Below are 1,085 nucleotides of genomic sequence, written 5' to 3'. Positions count from 1 at the left end.
TTTTTGGTTTTGCTTGTTTTTACTTTTATCAATTTCAACCGGCTCCATTTTGGTGGAGTCGCTTGATCGTTTTGTGATCGTTTAGTGTGATGATTTATTGTCTAGAGAGTTAAGCGATAGGCTTTTTACTGGTGTATCACTGGTAAGGGCGTATGGTGGATGCCTTGGTAGACAGGACCGATGAAGGACGTGACGGGCTGCGATATGCCTCGGGGAGCTGCCGAGTGGGCTTTGATCCGAGGATTTCCGAATGGGGAGACCCGGCCACTGTTATGGGTGGTCACCACAGTTTTTGTGGGGGGTACGCAGGGAAGTGAAACATCTCAGTACCTGCAGGAAAGGATACTCCGTGAGTAGTGGCGAGCGAAAGCGGATCAGGCTAAACCGAGTACGTGTGATAACCGTCAGGTGTTGCGTATTCGGGGTCGTGGGATTGACTGTTCAGCCTCTGACGGGGTTGAGGAGAGTGATAAAACATCGTGTTATGTGAATGGGATTGAATTCCCAGCCGTAGAGGGTGATGGCCCCGTAGCAGGTCGTGCGATGTCTCTTTATGTTTATTCCCAAGTAGCGCGGGCCTCGTGGAATCCCGCGTGAATCTGCCCAGACCGTTGGGTAAGCCTAAGTATTCCTGTCTGACCGATAGTGTACTAGTACCGTGAGGGAAAGGTGAAAAGCACCCCGGGAGGGGAGTGAAATAGTTCCTGAAACCGTGCGCTTACAATCCGTCGGAGCCTTCTTGTGGGGTGACGGCGTGCCTATCGAAAAATGAGTCTGCGAGTCAGTGGTATGTGGCGAGGCTAACCCGGGTGGGGGAGCCGTAGCGAAAGCGAGTTTTAAAAGGCGTTTTAGTCGCATGTCCTGGACCCGAAGCGGGATGATCTAGCCCTGAGCAGGTTGAAGCGCGGGTAAGACCGTGTGGAGGACCGAACCCACCTAGGTTGAAAACTGGGGGGATGACTTGGGGTTAGGGGTGAAAGGCCAATCAAATTCCGTGATAGCTGGTTCTCTCCGAAATGCATTTAGGTGCAGCGTCATGTTATTGCTTACAGGGGGTAGAGCTACTGGATGCTTGCGGGCCCATA

The 1,085-nt window shown here is 52.3% G+C and carries 1 rRNA gene; it reads left to right on the top strand.

Annotation, left to right across the window (positions count from 1 at the left end):
* Positions 1 to 132 precede the first annotated feature (132 nt).
* Positions 133 to 1,085, top strand: a 23S ribosomal RNA gene (locus tag D0T20_RS06350); the annotation flags it as partial.

The organism is Gardnerella piotii (assembly GCF_003397585.1).
Lineage (GTDB): Bacteria > Actinomycetota > Actinomycetes > Actinomycetales > Bifidobacteriaceae > Bifidobacterium > Bifidobacterium piotii.
This window is presented reverse-complemented; position numbering and strand designations above follow the sequence as displayed.